This is a genomic window from Lysinibacillus sp. NPDC056220 (assembly GCF_049315265.1).
GTDB classification, from domain to species: Bacteria; Bacillota; Bacilli; order Bacillales_A; family Planococcaceae; genus Lysinibacillus; species Lysinibacillus pinottii.
Map to the genome: position 1 here is coordinate 430,429 of NZ_JBMOXD010000001.1, position 17,956 is coordinate 448,384.

Below are 17,956 nucleotides of genomic sequence, written 5' to 3' on the forward strand. Positions count from 1 at the left end.
CCCCTTTTAAGGCAAATATTTCATTATTGTTAGTGCTATATCATCTACATCGGCTACTTCATCAACTAGTTGCGTTTCTACCGCTGCTTTTGGCATACCATATACAATGCAAGTTTCTGCTGACTCAGCAATGGCAATAACATTACCGGTTTTTTTTAATGCTTTCAGTCCATTCGAACCATCATGCCCCATACCGGTCATAATCACTGCTACTTTATCAAAATCCTTATATTGACTAACATCTTCAAACATCACATCTACTGATGGTCTATGACCTGATCTTGGCGCTTCTTGATTATCAAGAACAATACCAAAGGTTGTCCCTACTTTCCTAAGCTTTAGGTGATAGCCACCTGGGGCAATATAAGCCACTCCATTTTGTAAAATATCTCCTTGCTCCGCCTCCTTAACAACTACTTCACTTAGCTGATCTAGACGCGTAGCGAGAGATTTTGTAAATCCAGCAGGCATATGCTGGACGATGAGGATAGGAGCTTGAATAGACTTAGGAATTTTTGTAATGACCTCCTGTAGCGCACGAGGTCCTCCTGTAGATGTACCGATTAGCACAATCTTTTTCCCCGCTTTATTCCATTCAGTATGCGACTTAGTTATAGCTACTTTAGAAGCAGTAGCATTCACAGGAATAGGTATTTGATGTTGTTGTAAATCTTTGTTTACGGTACTCACTTTTGTTACTGAATCTTGTTGTCGTTTACTACCAGAAGGTTTTTTCAATTTGGAAATTGGCACCATTGCTGCTTGTTCTACTTTGTGAACAAGCTCACTTTGGATTTTATGTAAATCAAGAGATATTGTTCCGCTTGGCTTTGCGACAAAATCTACAGCACCACTTTCAATAGCTGCTATAGCATTTTCTGTTCCACGCTGAGTGGTGCTAGAGAGCATGATTACAGGAACTGGACATTGTATCATTATTTCTTTTAATGCATCTAGCCCATTCATTTCAGGCATCTCAATATCCATTGTCACAACTGATGGCTTCAATGATTGTATCTTTTTGATTGCATCTTTTCCATTTCGTGCAGTTCCAACTACTTCCACCTTCGAGTTGCCAACAAAAAAGTCACTAATTAGCTTTCTCATAAAAGCAGAATCATCCACAACTAATAGCTTGCTTTTATGTAAAAAGTCCAATTAATCACGCCCTTTCGAAAAAATACTTCTTAGTTTCGTTAAAAATTTCTTTGCTGTCTGATCATGTGCATGTATTTCCTCCACACGGTGCTCCATAAAACGAATCACTATGAGTTGTAATGTCTTAGAAATCAGTGCGTCTGGATAAGCAAGTGAAAATGGGACTTGCTCACGCACAGCCTTCCGCACAATCGAATCTTCGGGTAATGAACCGAGAATCGTGACTTCTTTGTCTAAAAAACGTTTCATGGCTAATTTTAAACGTTCGTTTGTTTCGATGCCTTCTTCTTTACTAAATGCACGGTTACAGAGGACAAAAAACTGCTTATCAGCATCTCGCATATGAATATATTTCATCATAGAATAAGCGTCCGTAATTGCGGTCGGCTCTGCCGTTGAAATTACAATAATTTCGTCTATTGATGTGAGTAAATCTAGCGACCAATTTGTGGCACCTGCCCCCATATCAAATAAAATATAATCATAGTTTTTCTGAAGTTGTTCAAATGCTTGAATAAGCTGCTCAAACATCATTTCGGACCAATTAAAAATATTTGTCATGCCCGACCCACCTGATATATATCTTAAACCATGGGGTCCTTCAAATATTACCTCTTCTAGTAGCTTATTTCCTTCTAAGAAATCTTTCAAACTATTGGAAGCACTTTTCCCAATTAAAATATTGATATTTCCCATCCCAATATCCATATCTACAATGACAACTTTTTTCCCCTTTTGGGCCAAAGACAAGGCAAAATTCATCGTGAAGTTACTTTTACCAACCCCACCTTTGCCACTGACAACTGCAATTGCTCGACCTAAATCGCCTTGCTGCTTCATCATTTTCAAGCGTAATGTTTCAGCTTGGTCTCTCATTTCTCTTCACCTTGAAAAAACAAATTAAGTACTGCTTCTAAATCAGCTTCTTCAATATCTTCTGGTACTTCTTGACCATTCGTATAGTAAGCAAGTCCTTTATTATATTTAATCATTAAATTGAGCATTGTGCCAATAGAATTTGTTTCATCAATTTTTGTGAATATAAATTTTTCAATTGGCAGCTGATTAAATTGGTCGATAATGTTCGCCATATCCTTTTCTTTCGTGGTCATCGCCAGTACTAAAAAGGATTCTGCTTGATCATCAAATTTTATAAGACGTTGAAGATCATCCACATACTTGATCTCTTTATAATTTCGACCAGCTGTATCAATAAACACTAAGTCTAAATGTGATAACCTTTGAATAGCTTGTTCGAAATCTGTTGCATTGTAAGCAATTTCAACGGGTGCCTGTAAAAGGCCAGCATAGGTTTTTAGCTGTTCTATTGCTGCGATTCGATACGTATCTGTCGTAATAAATCCAATTTTCTTCTTCTTTTCTAAAACTGCTCTAGCTGCCATTTTGGCGATTGTCGTTGTTTTACCCACGCCTGTAGGACCTAATACGTTGATATATTTTCTTTCATAGGACAATCCTCCAATAGGCAGATCTTCTAATCTCTTACGTAGTAGATTTTTCGTTACCATTTTACATTGTGAGAAATTTATTTCTGACGCTTCTTTGAAATGCATAAAAAGCTCATCACCTATCGTTGTGATGAGCTCTTCATTTAGCTCTTGCTGTCTTAAGTATTCAATGAAGGGTAAGAGTTCATCGGGATATTGAGCTTGGGTAGTCTTTTTATGCATCGATTGCATTAAAGATTTTAAATCTGCAATTTCCTTCCTCAATTCTTCTGAAATGCCAGTGTCCTCGTTTTTAACTACATTTGGCGATGGTTGATCTTGATGAATTTTTGCTTGAATCGCATTTGTAATATCTTGTAGTCTCACATTTTCCTTAGTTGCGATAGGTAGTGCTACAGGCGTTGGTGCTGGAGCCACTTGACTTGGCTCCATCCCATCCACTCCTGCAACTACTTCGAAACTTTTTTGTTTAATCATACCGAAAAATTTCTTCGTGATGACAACTTTAGAATTCAAAATGACAGCGTCCTCACCAAGTTCTGCACGTACTTGCTTCATAGCCTCTGGTATGGAAGATGCATAATATTTTTTCATTTTCATTAAACATTCACCACCCCAACACTTTGAATTTCAATAGAAGCATCCAACTCATTATAAGAAAGAACTGGAATTTGCGGGAAATAACGCTCCGTTAGCTGTCGTAAATACATACGCACTGCGGGAGAACATAAAATAATAGCCGATTGTTCCATAAAGGACACACGCTCTATTTCTGCTGCAATTGTCTCTAGGACCGTTTGGGAATCTTGAGGATCCATTGCTAAATAATTTCCGTGATCTGTTTGCTGAATACTATCAGCAATCATTTTTTCTACTTTACCTGAAACTGTAATAACTTTTAATGCTGAACTATCTCCCACATACTGAGATGTAATTTGACGGGCCAATGATTGACGAACATACTCGGTTAAGATATCTGTATCACTAGTTACCTTTGCATAGTCTGCTAGAGTTTCAAAAATAATTGGTAAGTTCCGAACAGAAACATTTTCTCGCAGTAGTTTACCAAGTACTTTTTGGATTTCTCCAGTCGATAAAGGTGTCGGTGTTAGCTCTTCTACTAAAATAGGATGAGTTTCTCGTAAGTGATCTATTAACTGCTTCGTCTCTTGACGACCTAATAATTCGTGAGCATTCGCACGAATTATTTCGGTTAAATGCGTGGATACCACACTTGGTGGGTCCACAACCGTGTAGCCATAAATTTCAGCATCTTCCTTCACTTGCTCTGTAATCCACTTAGCTGGCAATCCAAATGATGGCTCTACTGTATCAATACCTTCAATAGAATCATCATCACCTGGGCTCATAGCTAAATAATGATCCAGTAAAAGCTCACCTCGTGCCATTTCGTTTCCTTTAATTTTTATTCGATATTCATTTGGTTGAAGCTGAATATTATCTCGAATACGAACAACCGGGATGACAATCCCTAATTCTAGTGCTAACTGACGACGGATCATAATGACACGATCTAATAAATCCCCGCCTTGAGCAGCATCTACTAATGGAATTAATCCATAACCAAATTCAAATTCGATTGGGTCCACATTTAATAAATTCACAACATTTTCAGGGCTCTTCATGCCGTCTGTTGCCACTTCTTCTTCAATTTCAAGTAATTCCTCTTCATCCTCTGGTTTCTTACGTTCCATCATATAAGCTCCAGCAATGAGGGATAGACCTATTGGGAGCGTTACCCAGTTAGGAATTGGTGTAAATAATCCTAGTAATACTATGGTACCTCCAGCTACATAGAGTAACTTTGCTTGAGCAAATAATTGTCCTGTTATATCCTGACCAAGACTTCCTTTAGAAGAGGCGCGAGTTACCACAATCCCTGTTGCTGTTGAAATAAGCAAGGCAGGAATTTGGGAAACAATACCGTCCCCAACGGTTAGCTTAGAAAAATGAGTTGCAGCTTCTGCAAATGGGAGTCCCATTTGGACAACTCCGATGATGATTCCGAATAATAAGTTGATAATAACCATGACCATCGAGGCAATGGCATCCCCTTTTACGAATTTTGTGGCACCATCCATCGCTCCGTAGAAGTCCGCTTCGCCCGCTACTTTTTCACGTCGTTCGCGTGCTTCCTTTTCGGAAATTATTCCTGCATTTAAGTCAGCATCAATACTCATTTGTTTACCTGGCATTGCATCGAGTGTGAAACGAGCTGCTACTTCAGCTACCCGCTCTGCACCCTTTGTAATCACAATAAACTGAATTAATACTAGAATTAAAAAGACAACTAAACCTACGAGAATATTTCCCCCGACTACGAAATCACCAAATGTTTCTACGACAGATCCCGCGTCCCCATTTGCTAAGATCGCACGGGTTGTGGAAACACTCAGTCCTAATCGGAATAAGGTTAAAAGTAAAATAACCGAAGGAAAAATAGAGAAGTCTAATGCTTCCTTCATACTCATTGCTGTTAGCAGTACAATTAATCCTAATGTAATATTAATGACAATTAAGAAACTTAACATCCACGGAGGAAGAGGGATGATGAGCATCGCAACGATTAAAATAACCGCACCTAAAACCCCAATATCGCGAACTTTCATTTGTGTCCCTCCTACTAAAAAGCTTTAAATTTTACGTTTAATACGGTAAACATAAGCGAGTATTTCTGCTACTGCCTTGAAAAATTCTTCTGGTACGGGATCACCAATTTCAACTTGATCATACATGGCGCGAGCTAAAGGCCGATTTTCCACCATAATGACGTCATGCTCTTTGGCAATCAGCTTTATTTTTTGAGCGATAAAGTCTGTACCCTTTGCAATTACCCGAGGTGCATCCATGCTTTCCTCGTCATATTTGAGGGCAATCGCATAGTGAGTAGGGTTAGTAATAACCACATCTGCACTTGGAATCTCTGACATCATCCGACGCATCGCCATTTCGCGCTGACGTTGTTTGATTTTCGATTTAATCAGCGGGTCACCCTCACTATTTTTATATTCATCTTTAATATCTTGCTTAGACATTTTAAGATTTTTTTCATAATCAAATTTTTGATACAGCCAATCCAAAATGGATACACAAAGTAAAACTAATGATGCCGCTATGCCCATAATGCCGACAAGTTTTCCGACTGTAATGAGCGTTATCCATGGACTTTTAAAGGATAAAGCTAAAACCTCTGGCAGGTTTGTCCAGATAATAATTGTCGTTACACTACCGATAAAGCCAATCTTTAATACAGATTTCAGCAACTCTACGATTGCCTTTACCGAAAATATTCTTTTCAACCCTTTTATAGGGTCCATCTTTTTCAGATCAAATTTCATTGGCTCCAAAGTAAATAAAAAGCCAAATTGCAAAAAGTTACCTGCAAGTGCTCCAACAACAGCTATTGCCATAATCGGTACAATAATGAAAGCCATTTGAATTAATGTGTCTATAAATAAGTGCATCACACTGTCAATAGTCAGTGTTTCGATGCGTATGTTATGGATAAAGGTTTGTCTAAAAAACGCTAATAGCTCATCCCGTAAAGAACCTGCAAAGAAAAATAAGAAGATAAAGACCATCAGCATGACGATGGCACTTGTTACATCTTGACTCTTAACAACTTGTCCCTTTTTTCGAGCATCTTGGCGTTTCTTTGGCGTCGCCTTTTCAGTTTTTTCTCCTGAAAAAAACTGGATATCTAAATTGAGTAGTAGTTTCATGTTATCCACCACCTAAAATGGCCATTAAATCACGCATGCCGTAAATCATAATAGTGATTAACTTTTGAATAACTTGAATCATTACAGCCATCATTGTAAATAACACTAAAAAACTAACTCCTATTTTAATAGGAAAACCAACAACAAATATATTTAATTGTGGTACTGTTTTCGCAGTTATTCCTAAAGCTAAATCGACTAAAAATAGGGTAGCCACAACAGGTGCAGCCATCTGAAATGCAATGGCAAAAACGGCTGTAAATGTTGTGATGATAAATTGCGGAAAGCTATCATTTGTAAAACTAGGGAATTGATCCATAGGTAAAAATTGATAACTATAGTAAATTCCATCAAGAATCATATGATGGCCATTAATGGCTAATAATAAAAGGAATGCTAGCATATTAAAGAACTGTCCTATTAATGGACTTTGAGCACCTGTTTGCGGATCAATAATATTGGCAATGGCAAAACCCATTTGAAAATCAATAAAGCTCCCTGCAATTTGAATGGCAGACATAATAATATAACCTACTAGACCGAGTAACAGGCCAACAAGTGCTTCTTTCATCACTAATAATATGTAATCATCATTGAATGCAAATGGCTCAACATCAATTGTGTAATACATCATCCAAGCTAAAACCAATGCGAGAGTAATTTTGACTTGTGGTGGTATGGTTCTATAGGAAAAAAAAGGAACCGTAACAAAAAATGCTGAAACACGCACAAGCACCAATAAGAAAACCGTTAAATGCGGAATTAATTCATTCATGGACTCACCCTATATAACGTGTTAAATTCTCAAAAATGTCTCTCGCATAGCTAGTAACTTGAGATAGCATCCATGGGCCAAAGAACACGATGGCCACTAAGACGGCGACAATTTTCGGTACAAAAGCTAATGTTTGCTCTTGAATCGAAGTCGTAGCTTGAAAAATACTTACAGCCAAACCAGTGATTAAAGCTACTAATAGTAATGGACCGCTTGTTAGAAGGATAATCATAATGGCACGTTCTGCAACGGAAATAACCAATTCACCTGTCATACTGTATCATCCCCTAAAAACTTTGTAGTAGCGATTTCATGACGAGATACCAGCCATCGACCAGAACAAACAATAAGATTTTGAACGGCAATGAAATCATTACTGGCGGTAACATCATCATCCCCATCGACATTAATGTACTCGCAACAATCATATCGATCACTAGGAATGGAATAAAAATCATAAAACCTATTTGAAATGCTGTTTTAATTTCACTTAAAGCAAATGCTGGCACAAGCATTGTCAGTGGGATTTCTTCCACTGATGCTGGTTTTTCTGCTTGATTGTACGATAAAAACAAGTCTAGATCCTTTTGTCTAGTATGCTTACTCATAAATTCTTTAAATGGCAAGCTTGCCCGATCATAAGCTTCCTCTAAACCAATTTCTTCAGAAAATAGTGGTTGCAAAGCCTCTTTATTGACCTCTTGAAAGGTTGGCGCCATAATGAAGAACGTTAAAAATAAGGCTAAACCAACAATCACCTGATTAGGTGGCATTTGTTGTGTAGCCAGTGCCGTACGCACAAAGGATAAAACGATGACAATACGAGCAAAGGATGTCATTAAAATTAAAATACTTGGTGCCAGTGATAAAACAGTTAGTAGTAATAAGAGCTTAACAGATGTTGAGACGTTGGTTGGATCGCTATTGGAAAAAATATTGATTAAATCATTCATTTATCATCCTTCTCCTTTTGCTTCCATCTCTCAATCTCTTCACTGCGCTCCTGTTTAATTTCGGATATCTTTTTTTCAAAGAGCTTGCCAAATGTCTCTTGCTTTTGTTCATTTTGCAAATTCTCTCTATCTTTTTTCTTAAACTTAGAAAATACTTCTGCAATATAAGGTGATGTTGCTGCAAGTTCTTGCCTTTCGTTATATAGTGCTAACAGTGCTTCTATTTCTTCAGGATCAGTAATTTCACGTAATAGCTGAACGTCTTCACCGACCCCCACTAAATACATGGTTTTACCTACTTGTAAAAGCTGTACTGATTTTTGCGCACCTAACGATAAACCGCCTAAATTTTGTATCATTTGATTACGTTGAAAGTTTAAATTACGTTTATTTAAAAACTTCATTAAACCATAAAACAAAGCTACAACAAAAATAAGCGCTAAAACCATTTTTATGTATTCCCATGCAGATATATCTCCAGCTGCTGATACACTTGGTTCTTGTTTAGCAGCTGGATCAGTCGTATCTCCATAACAAGCTTCTGGGTCTTTAATGCAATCTGTCACACTATTCGTATCAGAGTCTGCATAAACAGAAGTTGGTGTCGGGTACAAAAACAGGAAGGATACAAGAAATGCAAAAATCATCGTTAAACGAAATGATTTTAACATTTTCATGCAATCATCCTAGCGCTTTTTGGATCGCTTCAATTACTCGGTCTGCTTGGAAAGGCTTAACAATAAAGTCTTTCGCACCAGCTTGAATTGCATCGATTACCATTGCTTGTTGTCCCATTGCAGAACACATGATTACAGTTGCACTTGGATCTGATCCCTTAATTGCTTTAAGAGCCGCAATACCATCCATTTCTGGCATTGTGATATCCATTGTTACTAAATCTGGCTTCAATTCGTTGTACTTTTCAACAGCTTGTAATCCATCTGCCGCCTCTCCAACAACCTCAAATCCATTTTTCGACAAAATATCCTTGATCATCATACGCATAAATGCAGCGTCGTCTACAATCAAAATTCTTTTAGACATGGTTAACTCCTCCAATTGAAACTATCTTAAATTATTTAAACGCTCTGCTTGACTTAAAACATCTGTAATACGTACACCAAAGTTTTCATCAATAACAACGACTTCACCTTTAGCGATTAAACGACTATTCACTAAAATATCAACAGGCTCCCCTGCTAATTTATCTAACTCAATAATCGAACCACTGGATAGTTCTAAAATCTCTTTAACAGAACGTTTCGTACGTCCTAACTCTACAGTAACTTGCAATGGAATATCAAGTAGCATATTTAAATTTCTAGCTTCAGATTGAGAGATTACATTTGAATCGAAGCTAGCAAATTGTGCTTGTTGAACATTCACTGGCTGTGCAGCTCTCGCTGGTTGAGCAAACTGCTGTGGCTCCTGATAAACAGGTTGTTGCATAGTTGCTTCCGGCTGCTGATAAACAGGCTGTGCAGGCGGTGGCATAACAGGCGCTTGTGTTTGAACAGGTGGTGCTGTAATTGGCGGTGCCTCAGGTGCTATCGTTGCAGCCACAGGTTCTTCAATAGACTCAGTTTCTCCTAATAGAGATTTTACGATGTTTTGACTAAATTTTAGCGGTAATAATTGCATTAAATTCGAATCAATTAAATTACCAATTTTTAATCTAAAGGATACTTTAACTAGCAAATCATCTTCAGGGATATTTTCTCGACCTTCATTTTGAGAAATATTCATTAAGTCAATTGTTGGTGGCGAAATATCTACTTTTTTGTTGAATACTGTTGACATAGATGTAGCCGCAGAGCCCATCATTTGATTCATTGCCTCTTGAACAGCACTTAACTGAATTTCTCCTAAGTCAGGTTTCGGATTTAATCCATCGCCACCTAACATTAGGTCTGCAATAATAGCTGCATCAGATTGTTTAATAACAAGTAAATTCATACCTGTTAAGCCAATCGTATATTCCACTTGTACAGCTACATAAGGATGTGGAAACTCCTCTTCTAATTTATTTCGATTAATCATTGATATACTTGGGGTAGTAATATCTACTTTTTGTCCTAATAACGCCGATAGTGCTGTGGCAGAACTACCGAAAGAAATATTGCCTACCTCACCTAATGCATCTTGTGCAAACGAATCAAGGTAATCCTCTACTCGTAAATCATTTGTTTCATCAATTGAAGAAGCTTCAGTGCCGCTGTTTTTATCTTCCAACGTCTCGCCCCTTAATAACGCTTCAATTTCTTCTTGGGAGAGCATTTCATCACTCATCTTCGTCTCCTCCTTTCAAAGGGTCGATAATCTGGATTGCTAATTTTTTGCCTTGCTTACCTGGTTGAACAGTGAATTTTGGTAATGTCCCTACCTTCAATAGAAGTGGGTCATTAATTTTTTGCTCTAACTGTATAACATCACCAATTTGCATTGTAAGGAAATCCTCTATCGTGATATCCGTTAGCCCTAATTCAACTGAAAGAGGTAATTTTGCTTGTTTTACGCGTGTTTCAAGCATTTTTGTTTGCTCTGGAGACATTTCTTTCGTATTTGTTTGCATCCAATAGCGAACAGAAAGATTTGGAACAATCGGCTCCAATACAACATGCGGAATACAAATATTTATCATACCGCTTGTTTCACCAATAATCGTATTTAACGAAATGACAACTACTGTTTCATTTGGTGAGATCATTTGTAAAAATTGTGGATTCACTTCAAGCTCCACTAAAATCGGATCTATTTCCGCAACATTTTCCCAAGCCTCGCGTAAATTGTCGAATGAGCGTTCAAAAAGGTTTGTCATAATTTTTGTTTCAATTTCAGTTAGATTATCCACATTACTATGACTCGCCCCACTACCGCCCATTATACGATCAAGCATGGAATAGGCAATGTTCGGATTTATTTCCATCAATATATTACCATCTAATGGTGGCACTTCAAATACATTTATGAGTGTCATATTCGGAATCGAACGGACGAACTCTTCAAATGGTATTTGGTCTACTGAAGCAACCGTAATTTGCACATAGCTTCTAAGCTGTGCAGAGAAGAAGGTTGTCAATAGTCGTGCAAAATTTTCGTGTATTCGGGTCAAACTTCGGATTTGATCTTTTGAGAAGCGGAGCGCACGTTTAAAGTCATAAACTTTAACCTTACGTCCCTCATCCTCCTTTTTTATGTCATCTGCTGACATTTCCCCAGTTGATATAGCGGAAAGCAGCGCATCTATCTCGGATTGAGATAACACATCTCCTGCCATTTGCCCACCTCCATTTCAAGCAGTTTCTGTTTTATTGAGTGATGAAGGAGGTAAAATATACTTCCTGGACTTCTCCCTCTTGCATCAATTCATTTACTCTAGTTTTTAATGATTTTTGGAAAATTTGCTTTCCTTGCTTACCTTCTAAATCTTTTTGCTCCATTTCAGAAAGCTCTTGAATGGCAATGTTTTGCACTTGGAAAACACGCTTTGTTAATTCTGCAGCAGCATCTTTGCTTGTCGTTTGAACTTTTAATGACAAGCGCACTACTCTTTTATCTGCAAGATTCGTCGTGATTTCTGGAATCTCCACGGTTGCCTCAACAATTTCATCAATGGTTGGTTCAATAGCTCCTGTCGGTTTATTAAATTGTGTAAGCAATACAAACAAGATAACCCCGATCAGTATGACTGCTACTAGCAAAATAATAATCATTGTTAACATTTTATTATTCTTCATCTTTTTCACCTCGTAGATGCGGGTTGGATAGTATTTGTATATTGTTATAAAAGGCAGTTACCTTTTGTCGCACCTCATCTTCACTCTCTAAAACAATAAATTTTGTTCCAGTTGTTAAAGTAATGGTCGTATCTGGAAATGATTCGACTGTTTCTATGTATAAAGCATTTAATGTAAATGCTTTGCCATTAAGACGTGTTAGTTCAATCATTGAATTAGGGCCGGGTCTAGCATGAGAGCCGGCCCGACCCTCCCTCATATGAAAATATGTTTATTAAAACGTCCATTATGAATTAAAGGACTTCTAATCAATCATTAACGTTTTAAGTTTACAAGCTCTTGTAACACTTCATCTGATGTTGTAATAATACGAGTATTCGCTTGGAAACCACGTTGAGCTACAATCATCTCTGTAAATTCTTCCGATAAGTCTACATTGGACATCTCAACTGTTCCAGGTACTACTTTACCCATCCCTGCAACAGTGGCTACTTGTGCATATGCAGCACCAGAGTTTGCCGTTTGTTGATAATAGTTTCCACCAACCTTAGCAAGACCACCAGCGTTAGGGAATTTAGCCATAATCAGCTGCCCAGCCCATTTGCGATTACCATTTAGATCCACATATTCGATCGTACCATTAGCTCCGATGCTAATCTCTTTAGCAGTCGTTGGAATACGGATTGGTCCTACCTCTCCATCTTCAGGGTCTAGGACACCATCATCATCAAATAAGTTGGCACCTTCATCTCCTGAAGCAATTGGTGCATCATCTGGATTAATACCATCGTCATCAGCTTCCATAACAATGTCTTCCCCAGCAGAAACACCTACTAAATATTTACCGTCAGCATTAACTAAATAGCCATTGCTATCCATATAGAAAACACCATTACGAGTAAATAGGGTATTGTTGAATCCTTCTTCACCAATGAATCCACTATCTGGGTCTGGAGCTCCATTTGCATCAGCAACCATGAAGAAGCCATCTCCTTCAATCCCTAAGTCCAGCCCACGCCCAGTACCTTGTAAAGAGCCGCCACCATGTATTGTGTCAATAGCTGCTAATTGTGAACCTAAACCAACTTGTTGTGGGTTCACACCACCTCGTGTTGCTGTTGCGGCAGATGCACCGGCTTGTGTTTGAGACATTAAATCTTTAAAAAGTACACGCCCTTTTTTAAAGCCAACAGTATTAACATTCGCAATGTTATTACCAATAACATCCAGCTTTGTTTGGAAGTTTTTAAGACCTGAAATACCTGAATACATAGAACGTAACATAAGTTTTCGTTCTCCCTTCAATTTTTATTTGTGTGCTTCTATCAATCAGCATCACGAAGGCTTCCTTTCATAAGAAGGTCCAGCCTTTAAAGCACGATCGTGCCATCAATATTTGTAAATAACTGTTGCTTTGCTTCCGTGCGATCCATTGCTGTAATGACAGTAGCGTTTTTAGCACTGACAATTAAAGCTGCTTGATCCATCAAGACTAATGGCTGTTTAACACCTTTTGAGTGAGCTTCAAATACCTTATCCGAGACAACCTGCCATTCTTGTTCAGAGATGTCAATTTTACGCTCCGTGATACGTTCATGCGCATGTTTGCTCACCTTCAGCTCTTGCTTTGAAGCTTCCTGTAAATGGGCTTTAAAGGATTGCTGTGAATGAATGGGTGTAGGTTGATTTGCACGAACAGATGGATGCAAGGGTACACGATGAATTGAAAATTTATCCATCACTTTTCCCCACCTTTATTCGCTTATAACTGTAAAATCTTTATCAGTTAGTTTTTTATCATTATCTAATAGGTAGTAAATGACGCCATCTTTATTGGAAACAGAAACGATTCTCCCTTGTAATTCCTGCTCACCATCTTGATATGTCACTTTTTTACCTATCAATTTACTAGCCTGAACAAGTGGAGATTCTGGCACAGGATTATTCCCATCTGGACTTGTTCCAGAGCCAAGGATTCCAGAAATATTACCAGGCGTTATTTCTTTCCCATCTGCTAATTTGAAGACAACACTGCCATCTACAAATTTCAAGGATTCAATTACACCTGAGCCTTCATTTACGATTGGCTCTCCTTTTTCATCTGTTTTATCTGAAATCTCATGCCATTTGACTTCTTTACCAACAAAGGTAGCATAATTCATCATTTGTGTTTGTTGCTGTGATGCTAATAAAGATTCTACTGCCTTTGTCATGTTCTGCATTTGTTCTAAAGAAGAAAACTGCGCCATTTGTGAAATGAATTCTCGGTCATTCATTGGATTTGTTGGATCCTGATGCTGTAATTGGGTAATTAACAGTTGAAGAAAGGCATCTTTGCCAAGTTCACTATTCCCTGTTTGTTTGGTTGGTTTTTTATAATTCGAATAGTAAAGATCGTCCGTTATGGATGCATTCTTTACTTTAGACGTTGAATCCGCCATCCATTACACCTCCTCGTTTAATAAATAGTCACTAAAGGATTTCTCTTCTTCATCATCCTCAGTTTTTTGCTGCTGTTCTTCGTCCTGTTGTTGTCTAAAGAAATTATTAAAGAAGTTTTGATCACGTTGCTGGCGATCTGCATCCTGTAATGATTGTGCAATATCCAGACGATCCACTTGAATGTTCTGCTGAACAAATGCCTGTTTTAGCTGATGTGCTTGACTATCAAGCATTTCACGTCCATGGGCTGTAGAAGCTAGTAGACGAGCTGTCAATACACCATCATTTTGCACAAGCTCTATACGAATTGTACCTAAATTTTCTGGATACAATTTGATTGTTAATCGTGTGATCCCTTGTGCATTGGAAATTTGGGCTCTATTGATAATGGCTTGCATTTCTTTTAATAAAGCCTCTGACTGTGCAGGCTTAGCAGTAGGTAAAGTTACCTGGAACGTATCTGGTTTGGTTTGTACCGTTTGCGGTGTCACCATTTCATGAGAATTTGTCTCACTTTGCTTGGTCATTTGGACTTGCTGGAAGCCTTGTAATGAAAATGTGCCTGTTGATTTGGTTGTTGTTGTTACTTGTATCGTTTCGACTTGCGTTTGTAACGTCGTTAAAAGACTTTTAACGGTTGTTAACAAATTTTCTTGCGGAGCTGTTAAGTCCGACTTTTGTCCTACTAATTGTACTAGCTTTAACACTTGAAGAATTTGCGTTGCCTCTTTTGGTGTTACTTGACCTTCACCTTGTAGTGCAGTACCTATCAGCGATTGTAGAATTGGCGCCTGAGCATCTACTAATGATAATAGCTCCCAAACGTCACTAGCTTCTTTTTCTTCACCTAATAGCTGCTGAACTATTTTTTGGAGCTGCTCATCATCAATACCTAATGCGTTTAGTATATTGTTTAATTCAAGCATTTCGTCCATAGACACTGCTTTACCTTCTTCTCCAAGCTGAAGTATTAATAATCCATCATCGTGTGAGACTCCTAATAAATCTAGTACCTCTTCCAATGAATCAGCGTTTAAAACCTGCTGTAAATCAGCCAGTTCATTGTTTGAAGTAGCTTGTGAAGATTGATTTGGTTGGGTTGAGGAAGATAGTACTTGTCCAAAAACAGAGCCGAATTTTGATAAATTATCCTGTTTCGATGTTCCATTAATCTTTCCATCAGAGCTACTAACTGTTGACGGTTTTGTTGCCGCATTTTTAGTAGGGGCTGATTGTGTTATCATTTTCAACATTGCTATATCCACTCTTTTCACCTCCTTTCGTGATTTCTACTGTTTAGCCATGAGCTCCGTATATTTCGCTGCATCCTTAGCGTCCATTTTCTCTAAAATTGCTGCTAGTTTATCAGGTTTTAAATTGGTTAAAATGCGCAGTGCTTCTGCATCGCTCATATTAATTAATACCGGTGCTGCAGATTTAGGAGACATTTTATCGAACGTCGATAATATATCATTGAAATCCCGCTTCACATCATCTTGTTGTCGATTTAATTTTTCAATTTCAAATTGAAGTTGCTCTTTTTCAATCGTGAGCTTCTCTTTTTCAGATGTCGTTGTATCCAACTTTTTTTGTAGTTGTGTAATTTCTGCTTCTTTTTCTTGAATCTCTGCCTGTAAATTAACTATTTTCGAATCATTGTTTACGACAGCATCTTTTGCTTGCTGTTCTTCTGAAGGAACAAAAGGTAAATTGCCAATTGCCTTTTTTCCTAAGTCAAAAACATTTGTATTCATTAACGTAGCCACAACAAGTAAAACAGCTACTACAAACATAAGTGGCAGTACGATCCAAGTAAAAAACTTTAGAAAGCCTCCAGCTTTTTTCTTAGGTGGCTGTTCTACTAATTCTGCTGTCAATCGATTGTCTTTTTTCACCATGAAATCACCTGATTTCTCTCTTGTTATACGTTAGCAATGAAATTTCATCTAAAAAAAGGCTTTCTATACGATCCTGCTCTTGTTGGAAAAGCTTAAAATCCTTTTCTTTCATTTTTTCAAATTTACGTACTTCCAAGTTTTTTTCTAATAATTTATCTTCGTGCCAATTCATCTTTGCACGAGCTTGTATCACTTTCTGCTGTACATCTGCAATTGTCTTTTCAAGACTATCAATAAAACGTGCATAGTGATGAATTTCATCAATAGATGAACCAACAGTTAAGCGATCCTGCTGGAAGGCAATTAAATCTTCCTTCTTTTTAAGCAAGTCATATAACTTAGTAGCTACTTCCTCAAAAGAACGGACAGATTCTTTATAGGCCATTTCAGTTTCGTTTTTTTCTTGCTCACGAATTGTTAGTACTTTTTCAAAACGATATACATAACTGACCATCTAGTTTACACCACCGTTCGATAAGGATAGTAGCTCATTCACACTTTCTTCCAAAGTCACTTTGTCCAAATAACCCTGTTTGAGATAGGTAGTTATAAGCGGTTCATAATGAATAGCTTCATCAATTTCTCTAGACGTCCCACGTTTATAAGCGCCAATATTGATCAAATCCTCAGATTTGTCGTATGTATAATAGAGTTCTCTTAATCGTTCAGCAGCTTTTTTATGCTCTGGCGCTGCCACATGATTCATCAAACGACTAACACTTTTTAAGACGTTTATAGCAGGGTATTGCCCTTTATTTGCTAGATTTCGATCAAGCACAATATGACCATCTAATATCCCTCGCACCGTATCAGCGATTGGTTCATTCATATCATCACCATCTACTAAGACCGTATAAAATGCAGTGATAGAACCCTTTTCATTAGTACCTGTACGTTCTAGTAATTTAGGTAATATCGCAAATACAGATGGGGTATATCCCTTCTGTGCCGGCGGCTCTCCTGTGGCAAGGCCAATTTCACGTTGAGCCATGGCAACACGTGTTACAGAGTCCATCATCAACATGACATTTAAACCACGATTTCTAAAATACTCGGCGATTGCTGTTGCAGTAAACGCCCCTTTTATCCTCATCAATGCCGGTTGGTCAGAAGTAGCAGCCACAACTATGGACCGACTTAGACCTTCGGGGCCTAAATCACGTTCAATAAATTCACGGACCTCACGTCCACGTTCTCCGATCAGAGCAATTACATTCAAATCTGCTTGTGTATTCCTCGCAATCATTCCAAGAAGTGTACTTTTTCCGACCCCTGAACCAGCGAAAATCCCGACACGTTGCCCATTACCAACTGTCAGCATACCATCAATAGCCTTTACGCCCACTTCAAGTCTTTCGTTAATAGGTGGACGTGTCAGTGGATTTGGTGGATCTTGCTCTGTCGGAACCGTCATTAGCCCTTTTGGTAGCAAGGTGCCATCAATAGGATTACCCATAGAATCTAACACTTTCCCTATTAGCTCTGGGCCCACTTTTACTTCTAGTGGAGCCCCCGTCCCTTCAACAAGACAACCAATAGATATTTCTCTTAAAGAAGTGAAAGGCATTAAAACAACAATTTCATCTTTAAAGCCCACAACTTCAGCTAAAATGATTTGGTGACCATTGTTTACAGTTTCCACATGAATTTTACAAACATCACCTATGGAACTATCTGGACCTTGCGACTCAATCATCAAGCCGACAACTCTAGTGACTCTACCAAATTTTTTAAATGTTGGCATATGAGGAATATGTTCGATTAATTGAGCCGTCTTCATC

General features: G+C 38.1%; 21 protein-coding genes. All 21 read right to left on the reverse strand.

Annotation, left to right across the window (positions count from 1 at the left end):
• Positions 1–6: 6 nt before the first annotated feature.
• The gene (locus ACOZBY_RS02110) at positions 7–1,158 is read right to left on the reverse strand and encodes a protein-glutamate methylesterase/protein-glutamine glutaminase (RefSeq protein WP_031418992.1); all 1,152 of its coding nucleotides are present in this window, start codon (positions 1,156–1,158) and stop codon (positions 7–9) included.
• A complete protein-coding gene (locus ACOZBY_RS02115) occupies positions 1,159–2,034 on the reverse strand; it encodes a MinD/ParA family protein (RefSeq protein ID WP_012293281.1) in 876 nt (291 codons plus the stop codon). It lies immediately after the preceding gene.
• Positions 2,031–3,227 carry a flagellar biosynthesis protein FlhF gene (gene flhF / locus ACOZBY_RS02120; protein WP_012293280.1) on the reverse strand — a complete coding sequence of 399 codons (1,197 nt, stop codon included), beginning with the start codon at positions 3,225–3,227 and terminating at the stop codon, positions 2,031–2,033. Before flhF ends, ACOZBY_RS02115 begins: the two co-directional genes overlap by 4 nt.
• Positions 3,227–5,257 carry a flagellar biosynthesis protein FlhA gene (gene flhA, locus ACOZBY_RS02125; RefSeq protein ID WP_012293279.1) on the reverse strand — a complete coding sequence of 677 codons (2,031 nt, stop codon included), beginning with the start codon at positions 5,255–5,257 and terminating at the stop codon, positions 3,227–3,229. Before flhA ends, flhF begins: the two co-directional genes overlap by 1 nt.
• 24 nt (positions 5,258–5,281) lie before the next feature.
• Positions 5,282–6,370, reverse strand: a complete 1,089-nt coding sequence (gene flhB / locus ACOZBY_RS02130) for a flagellar biosynthesis protein FlhB (RefSeq protein WP_012293278.1) — start codon at positions 6,368–6,370, stop codon at positions 5,282–5,284.
• Between the two features lies 1 nt (position 6,371).
• Positions 6,372–7,145: a flagellar biosynthetic protein FliR gene (gene fliR / locus ACOZBY_RS02135; RefSeq protein WP_012293277.1), complete on the reverse strand. Its 774-nt coding sequence runs from the start codon at positions 7,143–7,145 to the stop codon at positions 6,372–6,374.
• A 4-nt stretch (positions 7,146–7,149) separates the two neighbouring features.
• The gene (gene fliQ / locus ACOZBY_RS02140; protein WP_012293276.1) at positions 7,150–7,419 is read right to left on the reverse strand and encodes a flagellar biosynthesis protein FliQ; all 270 of its coding nucleotides are present in this window, start codon (positions 7,417–7,419) and stop codon (positions 7,150–7,152) included.
• 13 nt (positions 7,420–7,432) lie between these two features.
• Complete coding sequence (gene fliP / locus ACOZBY_RS02145; protein WP_012293275.1) at positions 7,433–8,098, reverse strand: flagellar type III secretion system pore protein FliP; 666 nt, start codon at positions 8,096–8,098, stop codon at positions 7,433–7,435.
• Positions 8,095–8,775: a flagellar biosynthetic protein FliO gene (locus tag ACOZBY_RS02150; protein ID WP_012293274.1), complete on the reverse strand. Its 681-nt coding sequence runs from the start codon at positions 8,773–8,775 to the stop codon at positions 8,095–8,097. The genes fliP and ACOZBY_RS02150 overlap by 4 nt, the downstream gene beginning before the upstream one ends.
• Before the next feature lie 4 nt (positions 8,776–8,779).
• Positions 8,780–9,142 (reverse strand): response regulator, encoded by a 363-nt coding sequence (locus tag ACOZBY_RS02155; protein WP_008180756.1) that lies wholly within the window; start codon positions 9,140–9,142, stop codon positions 8,780–8,782.
• Between the two features lie 21 nt (positions 9,143–9,163).
• On the reverse strand, positions 9,164–10,387 hold the full coding sequence (gene fliY / locus ACOZBY_RS02160) for a flagellar motor switch phosphatase FliY (protein WP_012293272.1): 1,224 nt from the start codon (positions 10,385–10,387) through the stop codon (positions 9,164–9,166).
• Positions 10,380–11,375 carry a flagellar motor switch protein FliM gene (fliM, locus tag ACOZBY_RS02165; RefSeq protein ID WP_012293271.1) on the reverse strand — a complete coding sequence of 332 codons (996 nt, stop codon included), beginning with the start codon at positions 11,373–11,375 and terminating at the stop codon, positions 10,380–10,382. Before fliM ends, fliY begins: the two co-directional genes overlap by 8 nt.
• A 31-nt stretch (positions 11,376–11,406) precedes the next feature.
• Complete coding sequence (fliL, locus tag ACOZBY_RS02170; protein ID WP_008180761.1) at positions 11,407–11,835, reverse strand: flagellar basal body-associated protein FliL; 429 nt, start codon at positions 11,833–11,835, stop codon at positions 11,407–11,409.
• On the reverse strand, positions 11,825–12,046 hold the full coding sequence (locus ACOZBY_RS02175; protein WP_012293269.1) for a flagellar FlbD family protein: 222 nt from the start codon (positions 12,044–12,046) through the stop codon (positions 11,825–11,827). Before ACOZBY_RS02175 ends, fliL begins: the two co-directional genes overlap by 11 nt.
• 104 nt (positions 12,047–12,150) lie before the next feature.
• Positions 12,151–13,119, reverse strand: a complete 969-nt coding sequence (gene flgG, locus ACOZBY_RS02180; protein ID WP_012293268.1) for a flagellar basal body rod protein FlgG — start codon at positions 13,117–13,119, stop codon at positions 12,151–12,153.
• Between the two features lie 86 nt (positions 13,120–13,205).
• Positions 13,206–13,574, reverse strand: coding sequence for a TIGR02530 family flagellar biosynthesis protein (locus ACOZBY_RS02185; RefSeq protein WP_012293267.1), 369 nt, complete (start codon positions 13,572–13,574; stop codon positions 13,206–13,208).
• 15 nt (positions 13,575–13,589) lie between these two features.
• The gene (gene flgD, locus ACOZBY_RS02190) at positions 13,590–14,276 is read right to left on the reverse strand and encodes a flagellar hook assembly protein FlgD (protein ID WP_012293266.1); all 687 of its coding nucleotides are present in this window, start codon (positions 14,274–14,276) and stop codon (positions 13,590–13,592) included.
• Positions 14,277–14,279: 3 nt separating this feature from the next.
• The gene (locus ACOZBY_RS02195) at positions 14,280–15,542 is read right to left on the reverse strand and encodes a flagellar hook-length control protein FliK (protein ID WP_422761387.1); all 1,263 of its coding nucleotides are present in this window, start codon (positions 15,540–15,542) and stop codon (positions 14,280–14,282) included.
• Positions 15,543–15,566: 24 nt separating this feature from the next.
• Positions 15,567–16,175, reverse strand: a complete 609-nt coding sequence (locus ACOZBY_RS02200) for a MotE family protein (protein ID WP_012293264.1) — start codon at positions 16,173–16,175, stop codon at positions 15,567–15,569.
• A 4-nt stretch (positions 16,176–16,179) separates the two neighbouring features.
• The gene (gene fliJ, locus ACOZBY_RS02205) at positions 16,180–16,629 is read right to left on the reverse strand and encodes a flagellar export protein FliJ (protein WP_012293263.1); all 450 of its coding nucleotides are present in this window, start codon (positions 16,627–16,629) and stop codon (positions 16,180–16,182) included.
• Positions 16,630–17,955 (reverse strand): flagellar protein export ATPase FliI, encoded by a 1,326-nt coding sequence (gene fliI, locus ACOZBY_RS02210; protein WP_012293262.1) that lies wholly within the window; start codon positions 17,953–17,955, stop codon positions 16,630–16,632.
• Position 17,956 lies beyond the last annotated feature (1 nt).

Excerpts from the sequence above, each read along its gene's own strand:
- ACOZBY_RS02185 (WP_012293267.1), bottom strand. The coding sequence starts at position 13,574 with ATGGATAAATTTTCAATTCATCGTGTACCCTTGCATCCATCTGTTCGT.
- ACOZBY_RS02150 (WP_012293274.1), bottom strand. The coding sequence starts at position 8,775 with ATGAAAATGTTAAAATCATTTCGTTTAACGATGATTTTTGCATTTCTT.
- flhB (WP_012293278.1), bottom strand. The coding sequence starts at position 6,370 with ATGAAACTACTACTCAATTTAGATATCCAGTTTTTTTCAGGAGAAAAA.
- fliQ (WP_012293276.1), bottom strand. The coding sequence starts at position 7,419 with ATGACAGGTGAATTGGTTATTTCCGTTGCAGAACGTGCCATTATGATT.
- fliR (WP_012293277.1), bottom strand. The coding sequence starts at position 7,145 with ATGAATGAATTAATTCCGCATTTAACGGTTTTCTTATTGGTGCTTGTG.
- fliJ (WP_012293263.1), bottom strand. The coding sequence starts at position 16,629 with ATGGTCAGTTATGTATATCGTTTTGAAAAAGTACTAACAATTCGTGAG.
- ACOZBY_RS02115 (WP_012293281.1), bottom strand. The coding sequence starts at position 2,034 with ATGAGAGACCAAGCTGAAACATTACGCTTGAAAATGATGAAGCAGCAA.
- ACOZBY_RS02155 (WP_008180756.1), bottom strand. The coding sequence starts at position 9,142 with ATGTCTAAAAGAATTTTGATTGTAGACGACGCTGCATTTATGCGTATG.
- fliM (WP_012293271.1), bottom strand. The coding sequence starts at position 11,375 with ATGGCAGGAGATGTGTTATCTCAATCCGAGATAGATGCGCTGCTTTCC.
- flhF (WP_012293280.1), bottom strand. The coding sequence starts at position 3,227 with ATGAAAATGAAAAAATATTATGCATCTTCCATACCAGAGGCTATGAAG.
- fliL (WP_008180761.1), bottom strand. The coding sequence starts at position 11,835 with ATGAAGAATAATAAAATGTTAACAATGATTATTATTTTGCTAGTAGCA.
- flgG (WP_012293268.1), bottom strand. The coding sequence starts at position 13,119 with ATGTTACGTTCTATGTATTCAGGTATTTCAGGTCTTAAAAACTTCCAA.
- ACOZBY_RS02200 (WP_012293264.1), bottom strand. The coding sequence starts at position 16,175 with ATGGTGAAAAAAGACAATCGATTGACAGCAGAATTAGTAGAACAGCCA.
- fliI (WP_012293262.1), bottom strand. The coding sequence starts at position 17,955 with ATGAAGACGGCTCAATTAATCGAACATATTCCTCATATGCCAACATTT.
- ACOZBY_RS02175 (WP_012293269.1), bottom strand. The coding sequence starts at position 12,046 with ATGATTGAACTAACACGTCTTAATGGCAAAGCATTTACATTAAATGCT.
- flhA (WP_012293279.1), bottom strand. The coding sequence starts at position 5,257 with ATGAAAGTTCGCGATATTGGGGTTTTAGGTGCGGTTATTTTAATCGTT.
- fliP (WP_012293275.1), bottom strand. The coding sequence starts at position 8,098 with ATGAATGATTTAATCAATATTTTTTCCAATAGCGATCCAACCAACGTC.
- fliY (WP_012293272.1), bottom strand. The coding sequence starts at position 10,387 with ATGAGTGATGAAATGCTCTCCCAAGAAGAAATTGAAGCGTTATTAAGG.
- flgD (WP_012293266.1), bottom strand. The coding sequence starts at position 14,276 with ATGGCGGATTCAACGTCTAAAGTAAAGAATGCATCCATAACGGACGAT.